The organism is Glaciihabitans sp. dw_435 (assembly GCF_018449675.1).
GTDB lineage: Bacteria > Actinomycetota > Actinomycetes > Actinomycetales > Microbacteriaceae > Glaciihabitans.
The window spans coordinates 1-2,916 of the sequence record NZ_JAAVUZ010000039.1 but is presented as its reverse complement, the minus strand read 5'-3'; the positions used below and the strand labels follow the sequence as shown (position 1 = coordinate 2,916).

The 2,916-nt window shown below is 65.8% G+C and carries 3 protein-coding genes; 1 reads left to right on the top strand and 2 read right to left on the bottom strand.

What is annotated here, in order from left to right; translation table 11 throughout:
- Positions 1 to 37: 37 nt before the first annotated feature.
- Together HB677_RS18120 and HB677_RS18115 are read right to left on the bottom strand one after the other, a co-directional pair.
- Entirely contained in the window at positions 38 to 967 is a 930-nt protein-coding gene (locus tag HB677_RS18120; protein WP_213817142.1) for an alpha/beta fold hydrolase, read from the bottom strand.
- 29 nt (positions 968 to 996) lie between these two features.
- On the bottom strand, positions 997 to 2,241 hold the full coding sequence (locus HB677_RS18115) for an MFS transporter (protein WP_213817141.1): 1,245 nt from the start codon (positions 2,239 to 2,241) through the stop codon (positions 997 to 999).
- A gap of 71 nt (positions 2,242 to 2,312) precedes the next feature.
- Between HB677_RS18115 and HB677_RS18110 the strand changes: the two genes are divergently transcribed.
- The gene (locus HB677_RS18110) at positions 2,313 to 2,891 is read left to right on the top strand and encodes a TetR/AcrR family transcriptional regulator (protein WP_213817140.1); all 579 of its coding nucleotides are present in this window, start codon (positions 2,313 to 2,315) and stop codon (positions 2,889 to 2,891) included.
- The last annotated feature ends 25 nt before the right edge of the window (positions 2,892 to 2,916 follow it).

Sequence of the window (2,916 nt, the reverse complement as noted above, 5' to 3'; positions counted from 1 at the left end):
CCGGCAGCCTGCGTGACACGTTTAGTCCTCATGATTGCTAACGAAAGTTTAGAATCGCCTCGATCATGGCCTCTGGGTTCTCTTCCGCTGGGTAGTGGCCCGCCTTGTCGATGAGAAGCGTGGTGACGTCCGTGCCAGTCAGCCGCATGGTGGTGCCGACACCTTCACCCAGGCCTAGGGCTCCGCCGATGGCCAGGATCGGGATCGGGATCGGGGCGAGCTGTCGCTGCACGTTCTGGGCCATGGTGGTCTCGAGAGCACGGTAGAACTCGAAGCTGGTGCGAAGGGCTGCGGGGTCGCGGGTGATCGCGTCGACGTATTCGTGGATCGCATGCTCGGGCAGCGCGTCCCGTGTGGCGGCCTTGGTGCGGAACTGCTCGGAAAGGAACTCATATTCGTGGCCGCGCACGAGTATCTCGTTCAGCTTCGGGAGGCGATTGAACCCGAAGTGCCAGAGCTTGGAGTTGACGAGGTCGTCGCTGAAGATCGGGGCGGACGGGGTGAGCCCGGGGATGGCGGCTTCGGCGACAATGACCCGGTCCAGTGCCTGGGGGTGGTCGGTCGCGATGGCGTAGGCGGTCCACATCCCGATGTCGTGGCCGACCATCGTGAACCGGTCGTGGCCGAGGGCGGCCATGAGGTCGACCATGTCACGGGCGAGGGTGCCGGTGTCGTAGCCGTTGTCGGGTTTGTCGGAGAGCCCGACTCCGCGGGGTTCGGCGGCGATGACGGTGAAGTGCTCGGCGAGGGCGGGCATGACGTGCCGCCAGGCGTACCAGGTCTGCGGCCAGCCGGCGAGGAGCAGCAGGGCGGGGCCGGTTCCGCCGGTGACGACGTGCAGGCGAACGGTGCCGGTGTCGACGAGGGTGCTGGTGAAGCGGTCGGTGAACCCGGAGGGGAGGTGGGGGACGGTCGTGACGCTGCCGGGGCCGTCGATGGTGGTGCGGGTGCTGGTGGGCTTGGTCATGTTGGATGCCTTTCGTGGGTGGGGACGTGCTACTGGCGGAGTCCTCGGCGCGCGGCGAGACCGCTGCCAATCGCGGTGATGACGACGATGACGACGAACAGGATGAGCGTCGACGCCGTGGTGCCGAGGGTCTGGTTCAAGATGCCGAGACCGAGCGTGGGGACTGTCGAGCCGATGTAAGCGGCCAGGAAGTACGTCGCGACCATGTCGGCACGTCGTTCGGGGTCGGCCAAGCGCTGTGTCACGCCGATGCCGCGGCCGAACACCAGGCCGACACCGGCGCCGGCGACGACGGTGCCAACGATAAACAGGGAAACGGACCCGGCGAGAAGTCCGGTTTCGAAAACGATGGATCCAGCAATCAGGATCACCGGCCCGGCGAGGGGCCCGTCAGCGATGCGGGGGTGCGGAAGTACCTGAGCGAGGAGGGCGGCGAAGAAGACGATGCTTACCAAAGCCGCCGAGGCCAACGCGTCGTCGATGTGCAGCTGGTTCTGGACAAAGGCGGGCACGAGCGAGGAGAAGACGCCGTTGACCGCGAAGGCGGCGAGGACGAGACCCAGGATCCCGAGGAACATCCGCCGGTCGTGGCCGCCGGGAAGCGATGGTCGCCGGACTTCGGCATGGAATCCCGCCTCTTTTTTCACCGTCTCGGGAACGACGATCACGGCGACGACCGCGAGGCCGACGACGATGAGATACCACCAGAACACCTCGTGGGTCGGGTCCGAGAAGAACCGGGCGACAGTGCCGGCAGCGATGCTCCCGAGCCCGAGCCCGCCCATGTTCGCCACCGTCGACATGGTCGACGCGGCCTGCGGCTTGTCTTTCCGGGCAAGCTCGGCCAGGGCGGCGTTCGCGGTGGCGGTAATGACGCCGGCGGCTAGGCCGAACACGAACCGGGCGATCAGGAGACCGGTGAGGTCCCCGGCGACGAGGAACACGGCGGTGCTGATGCCGAGCACGATCAGAGCGCCGATCAGAACCGGTCGGCGCCCGAGCTGGTCCGACAGGGATGCGAAAACGAGAAGCGAGACGAGGACACCGAAGGCGTAGACGGCGAAGATCGCCGTCGTACCGAACGATCCAAAATGCATCGACGCCGACCAGAACCGGTAGAGAGGGATAGGCAGGGTGCCGCCCATCATCACCACCGCATAGACCGCGGCGACCAGCCAGAAACCGATGCGGGTGCTCCGTCGAGAGGTCGTGCGGCCTCGTTTTCGTGGGGTAATGGTCGTCATCGCGGGTGCTCTCTCGTCATCGGCATTCATGTTGGTCCGATCAGTCCAACATAGTTGGACTGATCGGTCAAGCTTGATTACACTGGAGTCCGGAGGTTCAAATGGCAGGCAAAAAGCAGTTCGACGTCGACGGCGCGCTCGACACGGTGATGACTCTCTTCTGGGAGCGCGGCTACGCGGAGACATCGTTGGACCTCATCGTCACGGCGACAGGGCTCGGCAAGGGGACGTTGTACGGCACTTTTGGAGCCAAGCCCGAGCTGTTCCGCCGGGCGCTCGACCGCTATGCCGACACGTTTGGTCATCAGTACGAGGCGGCGTTGGGTGGGCACTCCGATCCCGCTGCGGCGATCCAGGCGTTCTTCGACGTGGTGCTCGCGCGTATCGCCGATCCCGATCTGCCGGGCGGGTGCCTCATCGCGCTCTCGGCGATGGCCGCGCCGACGCTCGACGAGACGAGCCGAATGCACGTCCGCGCACTCCTCGCGCGACAGCGAGAGCGCGTGCAGGCGGCTCTAGAGGGTGTTATGTCGAACCCAGGGGTATTGGCCCTCTCCGTCGTCGGCGCGAATCAGGCTCTGGCGGTGATGGACCGCGCGGGGGCGAGTGCTGCGGACCTGGCCAGCATCGTCGCTGTCACGGTCGACGGCGTGCGTGCGACAAAGCCCACGGACCACTAAATACCCGCATGCCTGTGGCTTTAGG

Coding starts and splice junctions, on each gene's coding strand:
- HB677_RS18115 (WP_213817141.1), bottom strand. CDS start 2,241: ATGAATGCCGATGACGAGAGAGCACCCGCGATGACGACCATTACCCCA.
- HB677_RS18110 (WP_213817140.1), top strand. CDS start 2,313: ATGGCAGGCAAAAAGCAGTTCGACGTCGACGGCGCGCTCGACACGGTG.
- HB677_RS18120 (WP_213817142.1), bottom strand. CDS start 967: ATGACCAAGCCCACCAGCACCCGCACCACCATCGACGGCCCCGGCAGC.